The sequence below is a fragment of the Glutamicibacter sp. Je.9.36 genome (assembly GCF_051129975.1).
Classification (GTDB): domain Bacteria; phylum Actinomycetota; class Actinomycetes; order Actinomycetales; family Micrococcaceae; genus Glutamicibacter.
In genome coordinates this window covers 434,294-450,182 of the sequence record NZ_JBCPSN010000002.1, presented here as the reverse complement: position 1 = coordinate 450,182, position 15,889 = coordinate 434,294, and the positions used below count along the sequence as shown (strand labels likewise).

Here is a 15,889-nt window from a genome sequence, read left to right as displayed (position 1 = left end):
ATAAGGTGGGGTAGCACGGCATAATCTCTAGGTAAGGGTGACGGTATTTGTCTATGCGGTCGGGAGAAGCATCAGGATGAGCGATAACTCGCAGCCGGTTTCAAGCAGGCGAGCTCTGCGCGAAAAACGACGTGCTGAGATGGAAGCTTTGCTGGCCAACAGCAAGGCCGAGCAGGCAGCCAAGGAGCACGCGTCGAAAAGCGCGGAAAAGGCCGAGGATTCGGCGAAGCCAGCGAAATCTGACGCGACCCCAAAGGCCAAGCCGGCACCCAAGGCAGAGCCAGCCAAACCAGCTCCAGCCAAGCCGCAGCCGGCCAAGCCTGCACCCAAGCCAGAGCCGGCAAAACCAGCTCCAGCCAAGCCGGCCCAGCCAGCCGCCAAGGCCGCTGGTGCCAAGCCAGAAGCGGCCAAGCCTGCTGGAGCCCCAGCCAAGGCTCCCAGCGCAAAGCCTGCAGCTGAGCCAGCTAGCGCATCACAGTCCGAAGAGTCCCTGGGCGAACGGGCGTCGTTGCGCCGTGCCCGTGACCGCGAGGCCTTGCGCGAGCGTCGTCGCCTGGAAGAAGAGGTCGGCGCGCTGACCACTAATATTCCAACGGTCGCCCCCGCGGAGGAACCTAAACCGCTGACCCGCCGTCAACTGCGCCTCCAGGCGCTGGCAGACCAGGGCAAGGCCGAGCCGAAGGCCCCGGCCGCCAAGAAGCCTGCGCCCAAGGAAGACGCCCCGGAGACTACGGTCATGAGCGTCGAGCAGGCGCTAGCCGCCCGCCGTGCCCACGCGCCGAAGACCCCGGTCGATCCAAACCTGCTGGGGGAGGACGACTCCGAGATCGATCTCGAAGTGCTCGCCCACCAGCGTGAAATGGCAGCCCGCGCGGCCATCATTTCCCGCCGTGCCGCGGAACGTGAACGCCTGCGCATCCAGAATGCCAACCAGGGCAAGGACGACAAGGCCTCCGATCCTTTCACCGGCGCCATGGGCAACATTCGCGAGGTCGAGGACCGCATCGCCAAAACCGGCGTGCAAGGGCCCAAGACGCAGAGTGTTTCGCTGGACTTCAACGCCGGCGGCAAGCTCAGTTCCAAGAAGGACGAAGCGGCACCAGCAGCCAAGAAGCCTATGGCCAAGCCGGCGCCCAAACCCGCAGCGAAGGCCCCCGCCAAGCCTGCGGCCAAGGCACCGGCCAAGCCTGCAGCCAAGCCAGTTGCAAAACCAGCCGCTAAGCCTGCGCCAAAGGCGCCGGCGGATCAGAAGGCTAAAACCCATACGGCCCGACCGGCCCCGGACGTTGACATGCCACGCATCGATGCGGTCAATGCACAGGGCTTGCAGCCACTTGACGTGCAGGCGCACGGCCTCCGCCGCGCCAATAACATGCTGATCGCGATGATCGTCGCCCTCAGCGTGGGCGGTGCAGCATTGATTGCTGGCTTGATCATGTTGCTTGGCAACTAGTTTTCGTAGGACAATTAGGTTCTCGATCTACACCTCTATAAGGAGACACCCCACTCTATGGGAGCACACGCAGAATCAATTGCCCTCGTGAAGGTTGCCGCGCACGCGGCTTCCGAGAAGATGGCAGAAAACATGGTCGCGCTGGACGTTGCCGACCGCTTGGGCGTCACCGACGCTTTCTTGATTGTCTCTGGTGGATCAGAACCTCAGGTGAACGCAATCGTCGACGAAATCGTCGCTGAGGTGCTCGACGAGTACAGCATGCGTCCGATCCGCCGTGAAGGCTTCGGCCAGGGCCGCTGGGTCCTGCTGGACTACGGCGACGTAGTCGTCCACGTTCAGCACCAGGAAGACCGCATCTTCTACGCGCTCGAACGCCTGTGGGCCGACTGCCCAGTCATCGAGCTGCCTGAGGAACTTTCTGAAAACCAGAAGTAACCCTCAATTTGCATCCTGATCAGGTAGTCATCTATGATTATGGAGTTGCCTGATCAGGGCAGCAATCCTTTTGGGGGTATGGCGCAGTTGGTAGCGCGTCTGCATGGCATGCAGAAGGTCAGGGGTTCGAATCCCCTTACCTCCACAAATTAAAATCCTGAAATTTCGGTTCGTCCGGGATTTCAGGATTTTTTGTTTTCCACAAACCGTGTTGCCCACCGCCGGTGCCCGCGATGCCCACGGCATGCTGTATCCCATGAGCACAGTGACGGCACAAGCACTATCGAATCTGGTCGAGGCGGGCAAGCTAATCGCCTTGGCTACTTCGATCCTGTCCGGCGACGTACCGGCCGGCCACGCTGCGATATTCGCGCTGTATGTCGAGGAACTCAACCAAAAGCTCAGTCGAGCACAGGTCCACGCAGCTCATGCCCTACGCCGCACCGGTGCACACAAACTTGATCATGCCTCCTTCCAAGCGATCAGCGATGCTGGTGTCGATCCCACGCTGGAACAACTTGAAGCCGCCGAAGGACATGCCACTACCGGGCGCACCCATTTCAAAGATGCCAAAGGCATGATGACCGACTGGCTGAATATTCCGCGCGGCACTGCAGGAACTCGGCTAGTCCAAGCCGACTGCCTGCTAGGTGGTGTCGATCAAGCAGGGCAACCGGTAGAGCCGTGGCTCCCGGAGTTAGCCGCGCAATTCGAAGCCCCGGATGTGGACCCGCGCTTGGTAGCTTCTACGGCCTTGAAGCTGCATTCTGCACGTAATGATTTCGGCGACGATGAAGCCGGCCAGGCGGAGAAAGCGCGATTGGAAGCTGAATCAGTCGCTTTCCTGCGCTCAGAACCCAAATCGGCTCGTAAGCACATCAATGACTTGGTGGCTCAGGTGAAAGCCGGCAAACGCCCGCTGAAAGCTCTGCTGGAGCGCATTGGCATCTTCAAGAAGGGCATGCGCCAGGGCCTGATCGAGTATACGCTTCGTGTGTTGCCCTCCCAGGCGGCGTATATCGAGGCCTACTTCGCGCAACTGGACAATCCTGCCACCGTGGCCGGGAACAGGGACGGCTTGAAAGAAGCCGAGGCTCAATTCACGGGTCAGCAGGGCTCCGGTTGGGACGATGCGGAGTCCAAACCGGACTGGGCAAAAGACGATCCGGTGGCGGACGAAGAAACCGAAGACGATAGTCCGCCGGCAGACAACAACGAACAAGTTTCGGAGACCTCGGATGACGAGGAAGAATGTTGCCAACCGGGAGATCCTGAAGAACGCAATACTGAATCAGCTACCACTGGTGCTGTCACTCCATGGGAGGATTTGAAGCCCGAGCGACGCCGTTTAGTTGGATTCATGGCAATGCTGATGAGTGACAGGACGAGCACCAGTGACCCGCCGGGTCAACGTGCTGGGTTGGTCGCACCGCAGGTGAGCATCATTCTGAATTGGGACAAGATGCAAGAGCAAGCACAAGACTACGCGGTCAACAGCAGTGGGATGTCCTTGTCTGCTGGTGAAGTCAGAACTGCGCTGTGCAATGCCGGAGTTTATCCGGTAGTGCTCAATGGCAAGAGCCTGCCCCTCGATTTAGGCCGGACGCAACGGCTGTATTCCAAGTCCCAGCGCCGTGCGATCCGGGCAGCCTACCGGGGCTGTTCCTATCCTGGATGCAGCATGCCCGTAGAACGGTGCGAAATTGATCATCTGGACGCGTGGGAAAAGGGTGGACGAACGGATATCAAGTCTGCCGGGTTGAATTGCCTGATACACCACACTGCCCGGCATTGCGGGTTGTTCCACGCGGTGAAGATTCCGGAGAGCAGACCGATGGTATTGCTTTCACCAGAATTGGATCCGGAACAGAAATTGCGGATCAATACGTATTTCATGACTCCCGCAGAGGCATTGGAAGCTGAAGCGTTGGCGGATGAAACGACAGCTAAGTGGCGCGCGGGGGAGCTGGACGTAGAAATCGTCGAACCTTGAGAACCCCCTAGCAAGATTCAGCCGCCGACAAGCGGAGGACCGTTTCAGCGCCGGTATTCTCGCCGGAGTTGCGATACTTGAATGAACGAAGATCATTCAGGAGCAATATGTCACGTGTTCAACGCCGGGCTGCGAATTCCCGACCATTTTTCGGTACCCAGAATTCGTCGCATACCTCGATGGCTGTTCGCTATATTGATGATGGCAACGTGGAATCCGCTCCGGAAGGCACGAGCGCGGCCGATGCGCTGGCGTTCGGCCAGACTGGTGATCAGCGCATTGCTTTGTCCTTGTATCCCACGCCGGATGAAGCTGACATCCACGATCTCACCGAGGCGTGGGAACTGCATCCAGTGCTGGCCGAAGACCTCGTGCACGCCCGCCAGCGGCCTAAACTCGAACGCTACGGCGAGGTGCTCCTGCTGGTAGTTCGCTCAGCGTTGTACCTCGATGAATCCGAAGAAGTCGAGCTGTCCGAGTTCCACATCCTGATGCGCAAAGGCGCTGTGGCGGTGCTCTGCCAGGACCACCGGTGGATCGACGGCACAGACGGCGAGGAATTCGTCGAGTCAATCAGGAACGGCAAGCTTCGCAAGGACCAGGTGCTGCTCAAAGACCCGGAGCTGCTCCGCTTGGGCGCCGAAGCAGTGCTGTACCGGATACTTGATGCGATTGTTGATGGATACGCCCCCGTGCTCCACGGCCTGGGGATCGACAAGGAGCAGATCGAACGGCAAGTCTTCAGTGGCGATGCCGCAGTCACCGAACGCATCTACCGCCTGAGCCAAGAAGTGATCGATATGCAGCATGCGACCGCGTCATTGCTGGAGGTCGTGCAATCGCTCGACGACGGGTTCAAGAAGTACCCGGTGCCCGCCGAGCTGGAAACCTACCTGCAGGATGTCACTGACCACCTCACCCGCGCGCATACCCAAGCCGTGGAATACCGGGATGCGCTATCGCAGATCTTGAGCGTCAATTCCACCCTCGTAGCCCAGCGCCAGAACGAGGACATGAAGAAGATTTCCGGTTGGGCAGCGATCCTGTTCGCCCCGACCTTGATTGCAGCGATTTACGGGATGAACTTCGAGAACATGCCAGAACTGCATTGGACCTTCGGCTACCCGATTGCTGCCGGCCTCATGCTGGGATTTGCTGCCGCACTATATGGTGTATTCAAATGGCGCAAGTGGTTCTGAGCGGAAAGATTCCAGGGGAGACATTGACGGCGAAAATCGACTTCAAGAAATCGCTGGACAGCTATCGGTCCGTGGCCGGGCAGTTCCGTGTCCTGCAGGTGCCAGCGATGCGCTACCTGATGTTCGATGGATCAGGTGACCCGAATACCAGCAACTTGTACCAGCAAGCCCTGCAAACCTTGTATCCGGTGGCCTACAAACTCAAATTCGCGAGCAAGGCGCAAGGCAAGGACTATGTCGTCCCGCCGCTGGAAGGCTTGTGGTGGGCCGAGGATATGGCGGTCTTTACCGAACGGAGAGACAAGGAACAGTGGAGCTGGACCATGATGCTGATGGTCCCGGCGTGGATCAACGAGGACGACTACGCGAGGGCTCTGGAAACCGCCCAGGCGAAGAAGCCGTTGCCTTGCCCTGGGCGCATCCGGTTCCAGTCGCTTGCTGAAGGCCAATGCGTGCAGACGCTGCACATTGGCCCCTACGATGCAGAAGCCGAAATCCTGGCAACGATGCACCACGAATTCATACCCGGCCAGGGACTGCGCATGACTGGCAAGCACCACGAGATCTACCTCGGCGACCCTCGCAAGGTGGCACCGGAAAAGCTTCGCACGATCCTGCGCCAACCCGTTGAGCCCAACTAGCGAGAGGAAAATAGATGGAACTGGCACCCCAGAGCACAGTTGCCCAAGTGCAACAGGCACTGGCCGAGCTCGAAGACCCCAAGTACCGCGCGGTCAATGAGAAGCACGGCGATGATTTCGGCGTGAATCTGGGCAAGCTCCGCGCCTTGGCCAAGTCGTTGAAGAGCAACCAGGAGCTTGCCGACGAACTCTGGGCTACCGGCGAAACCGCAACCCGGCTGGTCGCGCTGCTGATCGCCAAACCACGGAGCTTTACCTTGGAACAGCTGCAGGTGTGGAGCCAAGGCGCCAGCACTCCCAAGGTCCAAGCATGGTTCCTGAGCTACATCGTCAAGAAATCCAAGCTGCTCGAGGAGCTCCGCCTGCTGCTCATGAGCCAGAGCGACCCGGTACAGCTGGCTGCCGGCTGGGAGCTGACTGCCCACCAGGTAGTCAAGGCCCCGGAACTGCTGGACCTGGAACAGCTGCTTGACACGATCGAAGCCCGAATGAGCGCCGCACCGGATCGCCTGCAGTGGGCGATGAATACGACCCTGGCGCACATCGGCATCGAGCATGAGCATTTGCGCCGACGTGCCCTGGCCATCGGCGAGACCTTGCAGGTGCTGGTGGACTACCCGACCTCAGCCGGGTGCATTTCACCATTCGCTCCCATCTGGATCACCGAAATGGCCAAAAGGAAAGCCTAGGTCCAGCAATCGCTGGACCTAGGCTTCCGGGAGCTAGGCGTCCGCCGGTTCCTCGCGCTTATCGCGCAGCGCGATCTTGGAGATCACCCAGATCACGGCGGTCAGCCCGCCGGTGAGCAGCAGCTGGGTGCGCGCCGCGGGATCAGTCATCGCGATGGCGACAATCGCCGCAAGGACGATGATCGTAGCGATCGACAGGCCCGGGAAACCCCACAGCCGCAACGGCAGATGCCCGCCATCGCGGTCCGCGCGGCGGCGCAGGATCAGCTGCGTCACGGCAATGAACGACCAGATGAAGATGATGGTCGAACCCACCACGTTCAGCAAGATCGGCATCACAGCCTCGGGCCAGATCCAGTTCAGGCCCACGGCCAGGAAGGAGAAGGCCACGGAGGCGATCACGGCCTTCGACGGCACGCCATTGCCGGTCACGTGGGTGACGGCGCTCGGGGCGAGCTTGCGCTGGCCCAGCGAGTACAGCATGCGCGAGGAACCGTAGATATTCGCGTTCATCGCCGAAAGCAAGGCGACCACGACCACGGCATTCATCAAGAAGCCCACGCCTGGAATGTGCATGACATCCAGTGCGGCCGCAAATGGGCCGTCCACGATCGCCGGATCATTCCAGGGAACCAGGGCGACAATGACCAGGATCGAGCCGAGGTAGAAGAACAGGATGCGCATCATCACGGACTTGACCACGCGCTTGATGTTGCCGGCCGGGTCCTTGGACTCGGCGGCCGCGATGGACACCACTTCGGTACCGCCGAAGGAGAAGATGACGATCAGGACTGCGGCGGCGATGCCGGCCATGCCACCGGGGGCGAAGCCGCCATGGGCGGCCAGGTTGGCGAAGCCAACTGGTTCCGGCGTCGGGATCACCCGGGTCAGCACCAAGGCGCCGAAGACCAGGAACGCGATGATCGCAGCCACCTTGATCACGGCAAACCAGTATTCGAAACGGCCGTAATTCCTTACGCCGAGCAGATTCGCTCCGGTCAGGACCACCACGAAGCCGAGCACCCATGCCCACTGCGGGAAGGCCGGAACCCAGCCGGCGGTAATGGCCGCGGCCCCGGTTGCCTCGGCCGCGATCACCACGACCAGCTGGATCCAGTAGAGCCAGCCCAGGGTGGACCCTGCGCTGCGCCCCATGGCTTGGCCAGCGAAGGTGGAGAACGCGCCGGAGGACGGATTGGCGGCTACCATCTCCGCGAGCATGGCCATGATCACGATGATGACGGTTCCAGCGATCAGGTAGGAGACCAGCACGGCCGGACCGGCGATGGAAATGGCCTGGCCGGAGCCGACGAACAGGCCAGCGCCGATCGCGCCGCCCAGGCCCATCATGGAGATCTGGCGCCGGGTCAGCCCGGTATGCAGCTGCTCGGGGGCTTTGACTGCGCTCACGCGGTGGCCTCCTGGACGGGCAGGGCCGCGAGCACGCGATCGACGTCGTGTGCGGTACCGGAGGAAATCCTCAACCCGTCACCGGGGAAGGCGCGAACCACTACACCGCCGGCGGCGAGCTTGGCTTCAAGCTCTTCGGTTGCCTCGCCGGCATCCACCCAGACGAAGTTCGCCTGCGACTTCACGACCGGGTACCCGGCGGCAGCCAGGCCCTCGTACATCCGCTCGCGCTGGGTGACGACTTCCTCGATGCGCAGCGACAGCTCGCCGATGGCGGCCAGCGAGGCCACTGCCGCGCGCTGTGCCAAGTCGGAGACGCCAAATGGCACGGCCACCTTGCGCAGGTTCCCGGCAACTTCCAGCGGGCTGATGGCGTATCCGACGCGCAGGCCAGCCAGGCCGTAGGCCTTGGAGAAGGTGTGCAGCACGGCCACATGCGGGTATTTGCGGAACAGCTCGATGCCATCGGCCCGCACGGCCGAGCGGTCGAAGTGCACGTAGGCTTCGTCGACGACGACCAGCACGTTGCGCGGCACGGCATTGATGAACTCATCCAGCGCGCGGGCCTCCACCACCGTGCCGGTCGGGTTGTTCGGGTTGCAGATGAAGACCAATCGGGTCTTATCGGTGATCGCGGCCAGCATGGCGGGCAGATCATGGCGGCTATCGGCATCCAGGGGCACCTCGACCGGGGTGGCTCCGGCGATCCGCACCAGCGAAGGATACGCCTCGAAGGAGCGCCACGCGTAGATGACTTCGTCGCCCTCGGCGGCAACCGCATGGATGATCTGGGCCGCGACCTCGACCGAGCCCGCGCCCAGGGTGATGTGCTCCGCCGGGACGCCGAACTGCGAGCTGAGGGCGCCGGTCAATTCGGGCGCCGCGATGCTCGGGTAGCGGTGGATGGTGGCCAGGCCCTCCTGGATGCTGGACAGCACCGAGGGCAGCGGGCTATGCGGGGATTCGTTGGATGAGAGCTTGGAGGCTCCAGCGGCTGCGGGCTTGCCCTGCTTGTAAGCGGGCACTTCCTGCAAGGAGGGGCGCTGGTGAAGGGTCATGAGTTTCCTCTCTGACTGCCAGAGCTGCACGAGGTTGGCAATCGTTCGTATGACAAAGCCGTGGTGCGTGGTCAGCGGTGGCCCTGCTCATATCCTCGCGTGTCGCGATTCACAAGCATCGACTGTAGGTTGAATGAATCTGCCGGCGCAATCGCAACCCCTGTTTCTATGCAGGCTGCATAGCAATCGCCGCCAATCAACCCATTTTACTAGTCAATCTGCCCAGTCTTTTCCACTTCTGCCTCGGCCCTAGCGCACGCTGCGACCAGTGGCAGTGTCCTTCCTTGGAAATGCTCGTGCAGGGCGAAGGAGGATGAGGTCCTTGCCACACCCGGCACCTTGTTGATGCGGTTGAAAATCGCCTGCAGGTCTTCGGGGGTCCGGGCCACAACGCGCAGCTGCAAGTCCGAACTGCCGGTCACGGTGTACATGTCGAGGATTTCCGGGATGGATTCCTCCAATGCGCTCGCGACCGGATCGTGCCCATAGCGCTGGATGATCTCCACCTGGCAGAATGCGACCAGCGTGTACCCGAACCCCGCAGGCTTGACCCGCGGGACGATGCCCTGGATGACGCCGGCCTCGTGGAGCCGGGCCAGCCGGCTGCTGATCGTGCCGCGGGCAACACCCAAGCGCCGGGCGCACTCCATCACCGGAAGCATCGGCGATTCGGTGAGCAGTTCGATCAAATCCGCGTCCAGGCGGTCAATGCGCACGGTCGTCCTTTCGACGAGTCGGTCCAATGATCCAAGGCTAGCGGTGTTTGCTGGGCGCGCTCGATGAAAATGAGCCAAGTGTAATCCGCGCCACAGGCTAGGCTGTTGCCATACTGATCCTCAAGGAGTTCACTGATGGGCAAGACACCTCTCCAGTCGGTAGCCGGTTTGCATGTCCTTGTCACCGGGGCCGCGCAGGGCATGGGTTTGCTTTTCGCCAAGCAAGCTTGCCTCGAGGGCGCGGCACGGGTGGTCATCTGGGACATCGACGCGGCCAAGCTCGACGCGGCTGCCGAAGAGCTGCGCCAGCTCGGCGGCACTGTCGAGACCCATGTGGTGGACCTTGCCGACCAGGGCCAAATCCAGCGCTACGCCGCCACGGCGGTGGAGGGCGGGGGAATCGACGTGCTGGTCAACAACGCCGGGGTGGTCACCGGCACCTCCTTCGCGAAGCACAGCACCGCGCAGATCACCGCGGCCATGCAGGTGAACGCGCTCGCCCCGATGTACTTGACCCACGCCCTGCTTCCGCAGCTGGGCCGACGGGGCAAGGGCCGGGTGCTGACCATCGCCTCGGCGGCCGCGCTGGTGTCCAACCCGAATATGAGCGTCTACGCGGCCTCCAAAGCCGCGGCCCTGTCCTTCAGCGATTCGCTGCGGCTGGAGCTGGAAGGCAACGACCAGATCGCCGTAAGCACCATTTGCCCGACCTATATCAGCACCGGCATGTTCGCGGGCGCCAAGCCGATGCTGCTGACCCCGATCCTGGAGCCGGAAGTCGTGGTGGACCGGGCGTGGCGGGCGATGCTTGCCGGCACGCCGCTGGTGCTGATGCCGTGGACCAGCAAGCTGGGCCAGCTGCTGCGCGGCGTGCTGCCGCGACCGGCCTGGGATTTCGTGGCCGGCAAGGTCATCGGCGTATACCGCTCGATGGACCAGTTCACCGGGCGAACAACGCGGGACGAGCAGATGAATCGGGGCTGAAAGTTCGCTGGCCCATCTGTTGCTGGAGGGCCCTGCGGGGTAGCTTTGGAGCATCGCCCAGCTAGGAGGACCGTCATGCAAAAGCTCACCGTCAATCTATGGATGCAAGGCACTGCAGAGGAAGCGGGGGAATTCTATGCCCGCGCCCTGCCGGAGGCAAAAACCGAAGTCGAATCGCGCTATCCCACCGAGGGCCTGCTGGAATTCCAGGAACCCTTCGCCGGCAAGGCGCTGACCGTTTCGCTGTGGGTGCGGGGAACCAAGATCACGCTGATCAACGCGGGCCAGGAATTCACGCCCAATCCGGCGATCTCGATCATCGTGGTCTTCAACGCCGGCCAGCGCGAGTCCCTCGATGCCACCTGGGCCGCGCTGCTGGAGGGCGGCACGGCGCTGATGCCGCTGGACACTTACCCGTTCAGCGCACGCTACGGCTGGGTGAACGACAAGTACGGTGTCTCCTGGCAGCTGATGGAGTCCGATGAGCCCGTTGAGCCGCGCGCCTCGGTCTTTCCTGCGCTGATGTTCGGCGGTGCGGCCCAGAACCGCGCGGTCGAGGCCATCGAGTACTACAGCCAGGTGCTCGGCGCGAAACTGGACAGCGCCTTCCCGTACGGGGAACCGACCGAATCCGCTACCGCCGAAGCGCTGATGTACGCCCAATTCACGCTCGGCGAGGATTGCGTTGCGGCCATGGATTCGGCCGTGCCGCAGGACTTCACCTTCACTCCCGGCGTCTCGCTGGAATGGCCATGCGATGGCCAGGCGGAGATCGACCGCGTCTGGGAGGCGCTGTCCGCGGTGCCGGAAGCCGAGGCCTGCGGCTGGCTGACCGACAAATTCGGGGTGAGCTGGCAGATCGTGCCTTCGAACATGGGTGAGCTGATGGAGCGTCCCGGCGCATTCGAGCATATGCTGAAGATGAAGAAACTAGTGATCAACGACTTCTGAGCGGGGAACGATGCAGAGCGCTGCACGGCGGGCGGTAGTGGCAGGAGCCAGCGGGTTCATTGGCGAACGGCTGATCGCGCAGCTGCGCGGGGCTGGATACCAGGTGGCGGTCATCGGCCGCGGCCGTACAGCGGATGCGCAGTGGGGCGATGGCCCGGCGCTGGCGGCACTCATCGATGGTGCAGAACTGCTGGTCAATCTGGCCGGGAAGAATGTCGGCTGCCGCTATCACGAGGCGGCGCGCAACGAGATCCTCGCCTCGCGCGTGGACACGACCCGCGCGCTGCACGAGGCAGTGTCCCAGGCCGCTGATCCGCCGGCGCTGTGGCTGAACGCGTCCACCGCGACCATCTACCGGCACAGCATGGATGCGCCGAACACCGAGGACGGCCGGATCGGCGAAGGGTTCTCGGTGGATGTGGCGCGCAACTGGGAACGCGAGTTCTTCCGCGGCGAGCTGCCCACGCGCCGGGTCGCCCTGCGCATGGCCATCGTGCTCGGCGACGGCCCGGCCACGCGCAAGCTGCTTGCCGTTGCACGGCTCGGGCTTGGCGGGGCGCAACACGATAGCTGGTGGCCGGCGCATCGGCGCTACCGCGGCATCGGCCCGGATCCGAGCGGAGCCGAACGCAGCGGCTGGCACCGCACGCGCGGGAACCAGCGCTTCAGCTGGATCCACGTGGATGATGCGATCGGCGCGATCGGGCATATCATCGACCACCCCGAAATCACCGGCCCCGTCAACCTCAGCTCGCCGAACCCGGTTGCCAACCGGGCGCTGATGGCCTCGCTGCGCCGCGCCACTGGCGCGAAATTCGGGCTGCCCGCGTATCGTTGGATGCTGGAGCCGGCCATGTTCGTGCTGCGCGTGGAACCGGAAATGCTGCTCAAGTCCCGCTGGGCGCTGCCCGGGGTGCTGCAGGGGACCGGGTACGAGTTCCGCTGGCCGCACCTGGATGCGGCACTGGATGACGTGGCCGGGAACCTGGCTGCGAAACAAGCACTTTAAGGACGCGCATTGGCACCGAGATTCCGACGCTTCACCCTGCCCGAACTGGCCCCTGGCTACCGCGGGGATCTGGGCGATGACTACGTTGAACTGCTGCACTTCAGGGATTTCGATGAGCCGCTGGCGGCCGATGGCGCGCGGCTGGAGGAATGCCGTTTCAGCTCCGTGCAGATCGAGGCCTTGCGCAATGCCCGGCTGATGCAGTGCGAACTGGACCAATCCGGGGCTCCCGCCCTGCAAGCCGCTGGTGCGTTCCTCAACGATGTGCGGGTGACCCACAGCCGCTTCGGTTCCGCGGATTTCGCCGAGGCCCAGCTCGATGGCGTGGTATTCGAGAACTGCAAATTCGGCTGGTTGAATTTGCGCGGTGCGACGGTGCGCGATGTGCTCTTCGTCAATTGCCAATTCGAGGAGATCGACCTGGGCGGGCAGATCCAGCGCCTGGGCTTCGTCGATTCGCGGGCCGGGCAAATTACCGCTGCCGGGGCGCAATTGCGCGAGGTCGACCTGCAGGGGCTGGACTTCGCCCAGGCTGAGGGGGTCGACGGGTTGCGCGGGGCACGGATCAGTGCGCTGCAGCTGGGCCTGCTCGCGGAGGCGATGGCCAGCCACCTGGGGATCAAGCTAGGGAGTTGATTTGCCCGTGGCCGGCGGCCAGCTGCTGCGCGGTTTCGGCCAGCAGCTGCGCCATGGCCGCGGCGGCGCGGGTCAAGGAGACATCGCGCCGGTGCGCCAGCCCGATGGTGCGGGCCAGCGGTTCGCGCAAGGCAATGGAGCGCACTCCCGGGGCGTCCAGCGCCACCGTCGCCGGAACCACGGCCACTCCGAGTCCGCGCTGCACGAAGCGCAGCACCGCGTCCATCTCCCCGCCTTCCACGACGATATTGGGCACCAGGCCGGCGTTCTTGTAGGCCAGGGCGGTGCTGGCGCGCAGATCGTAGCTGTGCGAGAAGGCCAGCTGGGGCACCGGAGCCAACGCGCGCAAATCAAGCTCCTGGCCAGCCAGGTGCGGGTGCTCCAGTGCGTCGATGACCACCAATTCCTCTTCGAGCAGCGGCAGGTTCTCCAGATGGTTGTCGTTCACCGCATGCTCCGAGGTCACGATGAGCGCCAGATCCAGTGCGCCGCCGTCCAGCTGCTCCAGCAGCTTGTGCGAGCCCGCTTCGAAAATCTGCAGTTGCACCCCGGGGTAGCGGGTGCGGAAGATGGACAGCGCCTCGGCGACCAGCGACACGCACAGGGTAGGCGGGGCGCCCAGGCGCACCCGCCCGCGATGCAGCCCGGCCAGGTCGGCCATTTCGGAGCGGATGGACTCCTCGTCGGCCAGCATCCGGCGTGCCCGGGGCAGCAATGCCTGCCCGGCGGCGGTGAGCGTGATGTTGCCGCGGGCCCGGTGGAACAGCTCGGAGCCCAATTCCTGTTCCAGCGTGGCGATCTGCCGGCTGAGCGATGGCTGGGCCAGATGCAGCTGCTCGGCGGCCCGGGTGAAGTGCCCCACTTCGGCGATGGCGGTGAAGCCGCGCAATTGCTCTAGGTTCATGGTGCATAGCCTACTGCTATCAACATCATGCCAATAATTCATTGGACGTATTCTGGGTGCGGGGCGATGCTGGAAACCATGAGAAACGAACAGCAGATATCCACCTCCGTACTGGTCATCGGCACCGGCGGTTCAGGCCTTCGCGCGGCCATTGAGCTGGCAGAATCGGGCACCGACGTGCTGGCCGTGGGCAAGCGCCCGCGCCACGACGCGCACACCGCGCTGGCCGCCGGCGGCATCAACGCCGCACTGGGCACGATGGACGCCGAGGACAGCTGGCAGCAGCACGCGGCGGACACCATCAAGGAAAGCTACTACCTGGCCGATTCGCGCACCGTGCAGGTGGTCGCCCAAGGCGCGGCCCGCGGCATCGAGGACCTGGAACGCTACGGCATGAATTTCGCCCGCGAAACCGACGGCCGGATCTCCCAACGCTTCTTCGGCGCCCACAAATTCCGGCGCACCGCCTTCGCCGGGGACTACACCGGGCTGGAAATCCAGCGCACCCTGGTCCGCCGTGCGCAGCAGCTGCAGGTCCCGATCCTGGATTCGGTCTATATCACCGAGCTGCTGGTCGCCGAGGGGCGGATCTTCGGCGCCTACGGCTTCGACGTCAACGACGGCACCGGGTACCTGATCCATGCCGACGCGGTCATCCTGGCCGCCGGCGGCCACACCCGCATCTGGCGGCGCAGCAGCTCTCGGCGCGACGAGAACACCGGCGACGCCTTCCGCCTGGCCGTGGAGGCCGGTGCCCGGCTGCGCGATGCCGAGCTCGTCCAATTCCACCCCTCGGGCATCATCGAACCCGAATCGGTGGCCGGGACCCTGGTCTCCGAGGCGGCCCGTGGCGAAGGCGGGATCCTGACCAACGCCCTGGGCGAACGCTTCATGGAGCGCTACGATCCCCAGCGCATGGAACTGTCCACCCGCGACCGGGTCGCCCTGGCCGCCTACACCGAAATCGCCGCCGGACGCGGCACCGCCAAGGGCGGGGTCTGGCTGGATGTCTCGCACCTGCCCCGGGCCACCATCATGGAACGGCTGCCCCGGGTCTACCAGACGCTGCTCGAGGAGCAGATGCTGGACATCACCGAGCAGAAGATCGAGATCGCCCCGACGGCGCACTATTCCATGGGCGGGGTGCAGGTGGACCCGCTCACCCACGAAACCGAAGTACCGGGCCTGTACGCGATCGGCGAAGCCTCCTCGGGCCTGCACGGGGCCAACCGGCTGGGCGGCAACTCGCTGATCGAGCTGCTGGTCTTCGGCCGGATCGTCGGGCAGGGAGCTGCCCGGTATTCGCGTGCGCTCACTTCCCAGCCGCGTTCGCAGGCGGCCATCGAGAAGGCGCGCGGGGAAGTGGACCGGCTGCTGGCCGCCGATGGGCAGGAAAATGTCCGATCCCTGCAGCGGGCGATCCGCGACATCATGACCCAGCACGCCGGAGTCGTGCGCGAGGAGGCGGGGCTGAAGCTGGGCCTGGAGAAGCTGGCAGAGGTCGAAGCGCGGATGGCGCGGGTGGGCATCCACCCGGACATCGCCGGCTACCAGGATCTGTGCCACGCCTTCGACCTGAAGTCCTCGGTGCTGGCCGCGCGCGCCACCTTGGAGTCGGCGCTGGAGCGCCGGGAAACCCGCGGCTGCCATAACCGCAGCGACTATCCGCACACCGATCCGCAGCTGCAGGTGAATCTCATCTGGTCGCCCGAGGGCATCACCCGTGAGCCGATCCCCGAGGTGCCTGCGGAAGTGGCCGCGCTGATCACCGAGGTATCGCAGGCAGGCAAGCTCGTGGAGTAATGAAC

At 63.6% G+C, this 15,889-nt stretch carries 15 protein-coding genes and 1 tRNA gene; 12 read left to right on the top strand and 4 right to left on the bottom strand.

Features of this window, described 5'->3' with window-relative positions; all coding sequences use genetic code 11:
• Nucleotides 1-76 precede the first annotated feature (76 nt).
• The 7 genes from AAZQ98_RS06455 (at nt 77) to AAZQ98_RS06425 (ending at nt 6,413) form a co-directional block, all read left to right on the top strand.
• Nucleotides 77-1,453: a hypothetical protein gene (locus tag AAZQ98_RS06455; protein WP_434690675.1), complete on the top strand. Its 1,377-nt coding sequence runs from the start codon at nt 77-79 to the stop codon at nt 1,451-1,453.
• A gap of 57 nt (nt 1,454-1,510) precedes the next feature.
• Complete coding sequence (rsfS, locus tag AAZQ98_RS06450; RefSeq protein ID WP_105658500.1) at nt 1,511-1,891, top strand: ribosome silencing factor; 381 nt, start codon at nt 1,511-1,513, stop codon at nt 1,889-1,891.
• A gap of 72 nt (nt 1,892-1,963) precedes the next feature.
• A tRNA-Ala gene (locus AAZQ98_RS06445) sits at nt 1,964-2,036 on the top strand.
• A 111-nt stretch (nt 2,037-2,147) separates the two neighbouring features.
• The gene (locus AAZQ98_RS06440; protein ID WP_434690673.1) at nt 2,148-3,884 is read left to right on the top strand and encodes a DUF222 domain-containing protein; all 1,737 of its coding nucleotides are present in this window, start codon (nt 2,148-2,150) and stop codon (nt 3,882-3,884) included.
• A 179-nt stretch (nt 3,885-4,063) separates the two neighbouring features.
• Nucleotides 4,064-5,083 (top strand): magnesium and cobalt transport protein CorA, encoded by a 1,020-nt coding sequence (locus AAZQ98_RS06435; RefSeq protein ID WP_332488796.1) that lies wholly within the window; start codon nt 4,064-4,066, stop codon nt 5,081-5,083.
• A complete protein-coding gene (locus AAZQ98_RS06430; RefSeq protein WP_434690670.1) occupies nt 5,065-5,724 on the top strand; it encodes a GyrI-like domain-containing protein in 660 nt (219 codons plus the stop codon). The genes AAZQ98_RS06435 and AAZQ98_RS06430 overlap by 19 nt, the downstream gene beginning before the upstream one ends.
• A 14-nt stretch (nt 5,725-5,738) precedes the next feature.
• Nucleotides 5,739-6,413, top strand: a complete 675-nt coding sequence (locus AAZQ98_RS06425; RefSeq protein ID WP_434690668.1) for a DNA alkylation repair protein — start codon at nt 5,739-5,741, stop codon at nt 6,411-6,413.
• Between the two features lie 33 nt (nt 6,414-6,446).
• Here the strand turns inward: AAZQ98_RS06425 and AAZQ98_RS06420 are convergent, their stop codons facing one another.
• The 3 genes from AAZQ98_RS06420 to AAZQ98_RS06410 form a co-directional block, all read right to left on the bottom strand.
• Nucleotides 6,447-7,823, bottom strand: coding sequence for an amino acid permease (locus AAZQ98_RS06420; RefSeq protein WP_434690666.1), 1,377 nt, complete (start codon nt 7,821-7,823; stop codon nt 6,447-6,449).
• Nucleotides 7,820-8,881: a histidinol-phosphate transaminase gene (hisC, locus tag AAZQ98_RS06415; protein WP_105661417.1), complete on the bottom strand. Its 1,062-nt coding sequence runs from the start codon at nt 8,879-8,881 to the stop codon at nt 7,820-7,822. The genes AAZQ98_RS06420 and hisC overlap by 4 nt, the downstream gene beginning before the upstream one ends.
• 209 nt (nt 8,882-9,090) lie before the next feature.
• Nucleotides 9,091-9,597, bottom strand: coding sequence for an Lrp/AsnC family transcriptional regulator (locus tag AAZQ98_RS06410; RefSeq protein WP_400342431.1), 507 nt, complete (start codon nt 9,595-9,597; stop codon nt 9,091-9,093).
• 135 nt (nt 9,598-9,732) lie between these two features.
• On the opposite strand from AAZQ98_RS06410, the gene AAZQ98_RS06405 reads away from it, so the two are divergent.
• From AAZQ98_RS06405 to AAZQ98_RS06390, 4 genes are all read left to right on the top strand, one after another.
• Nucleotides 9,733-10,581 (top strand): SDR family NAD(P)-dependent oxidoreductase, encoded by an 849-nt coding sequence (locus AAZQ98_RS06405; RefSeq protein WP_434690663.1) that lies wholly within the window; start codon nt 9,733-9,735, stop codon nt 10,579-10,581.
• A 75-nt stretch (nt 10,582-10,656) separates the two neighbouring features.
• Complete coding sequence (locus tag AAZQ98_RS06400) at nt 10,657-11,532, top strand: VOC family protein (RefSeq protein WP_434690661.1); 876 nt, start codon at nt 10,657-10,659, stop codon at nt 11,530-11,532.
• 10 nt (nt 11,533-11,542) lie between these two features.
• On the top strand, nt 11,543-12,541 hold the full coding sequence (locus tag AAZQ98_RS06395) for an epimerase (RefSeq protein ID WP_434690659.1): 999 nt from the start codon (nt 11,543-11,545) through the stop codon (nt 12,539-12,541).
• A 9-nt stretch (nt 12,542-12,550) separates the two neighbouring features.
• A complete protein-coding gene (locus tag AAZQ98_RS06390; RefSeq protein WP_434690656.1) occupies nt 12,551-13,177 on the top strand; it encodes a pentapeptide repeat-containing protein in 627 nt (208 codons plus the stop codon).
• Here AAZQ98_RS06390 and AAZQ98_RS06385 read toward each other — a convergent pair.
• A complete protein-coding gene (locus AAZQ98_RS06385) occupies nt 13,161-14,081 on the bottom strand; it encodes a LysR family transcriptional regulator (protein WP_434690654.1) in 921 nt (306 codons plus the stop codon). The genes AAZQ98_RS06390 and AAZQ98_RS06385 overlap by 17 nt on opposite strands.
• A gap of 78 nt (nt 14,082-14,159) precedes the next feature.
• Between AAZQ98_RS06385 and AAZQ98_RS06380 the strand changes: the two genes are divergently transcribed.
• Nucleotides 14,160-15,884 (top strand): FAD-dependent oxidoreductase, encoded by a 1,725-nt coding sequence (locus AAZQ98_RS06380; RefSeq protein WP_434690651.1) that lies wholly within the window; start codon nt 14,160-14,162, stop codon nt 15,882-15,884.
• The last annotated feature ends 5 nt before the right edge of the window (nt 15,885-15,889 follow it).

Coding starts and splice junctions, on each gene's coding strand:
- AAZQ98_RS06425 (WP_434690668.1), top strand. CDS start 5,739: ATGGAACTGGCACCCCAGAGCACAGTTGCCCAAGTGCAACAGGCACTG.
- AAZQ98_RS06400 (WP_434690661.1), top strand. CDS start 10,657: ATGCAAAAGCTCACCGTCAATCTATGGATGCAAGGCACTGCAGAGGAA.
- AAZQ98_RS06405 (WP_434690663.1), top strand. CDS start 9,733: ATGGGCAAGACACCTCTCCAGTCGGTAGCCGGTTTGCATGTCCTTGTC.
- AAZQ98_RS06455 (WP_434690675.1), top strand. CDS start 77: ATGAGCGATAACTCGCAGCCGGTTTCAAGCAGGCGAGCTCTGCGCGAA.
- AAZQ98_RS06430 (WP_434690670.1), top strand. CDS start 5,065: ATGGCGCAAGTGGTTCTGAGCGGAAAGATTCCAGGGGAGACATTGACG.
- hisC (WP_105661417.1), bottom strand. CDS start 8,881: ATGACCCTTCACCAGCGCCCCTCCTTGCAGGAAGTGCCCGCTTACAAG.
- AAZQ98_RS06385 (WP_434690654.1), bottom strand. CDS start 14,081: ATGAACCTAGAGCAATTGCGCGGCTTCACCGCCATCGCCGAAGTGGGG.
- AAZQ98_RS06435 (WP_332488796.1), top strand. CDS start 4,064: ATGGCTGTTCGCTATATTGATGATGGCAACGTGGAATCCGCTCCGGAA.
- AAZQ98_RS06395 (WP_434690659.1), top strand. CDS start 11,543: ATGCAGAGCGCTGCACGGCGGGCGGTAGTGGCAGGAGCCAGCGGGTTC.
- rsfS (WP_105658500.1), top strand. CDS start 1,511: ATGGGAGCACACGCAGAATCAATTGCCCTCGTGAAGGTTGCCGCGCAC.
- AAZQ98_RS06440 (WP_434690673.1), top strand. CDS start 2,148: ATGAGCACAGTGACGGCACAAGCACTATCGAATCTGGTCGAGGCGGGC.
- AAZQ98_RS06380 (WP_434690651.1), top strand. CDS start 14,160: ATGAGAAACGAACAGCAGATATCCACCTCCGTACTGGTCATCGGCACC.